The 527-nt window shown below is 46.7% G+C and carries 1 pseudogene; it reads left to right on the forward strand.

Going from position 1 to position 527, the window contains the following annotated elements:
• Positions 1-135 precede the first annotated feature (135 nt).
• Positions 136-527 (forward strand): annotated as a pseudogene (locus ACYASS_RS19185) (hypothetical protein); the annotation flags it as partial.

Here is a 527-nt window from a genome sequence, read left to right on the forward strand (position 1 = left end):
ACAACCCGGACCTCCCTTTTTGGGAAAACTATTTGTACGTCCAGGTGTTCCTGCCAAAAGACCAGATTGATGATTTCCTGGCCTTGTGCAGGAAATACGCGCCTGGCGACGTGGAATATAAAGAAGGCCACTTTCGTGAGTGATATAGAAAAGAAGACTGTTTCTGCCGCTGATGAGCCCACGCTAAAGGCCGCGGCAATTGCTTCAATCGTAAAAATGCCAATCCTAATGAAATGGAGGATTAAAGCCCACTCTCATTGGATGCTTCCGGGTGATATAGCATTCGGTTCTGTAGCTGTAATGGCATGGGGTATCTACTTGTGGATTCTTCTATTTATGGATGAGTCTTCTATTCGTGATTCCCTTACGCGGTCCGCTACCGCTCTTCCTATGTTCGCAAGTTTTTTTTGGTGGGGGGCCAGAAAGAAGACCGTCTGGAATTACACAATTTCCAGCGAAGGCGGCTTTGTTGAATTTTGGGAGGACTATTTTCAAGCCACAAAGTACTTCTTCAAGGGCTTGGCGGT

The sequence above is a fragment of the Pseudomonas sp. HP_14 genome (assembly GCF_055283875.1).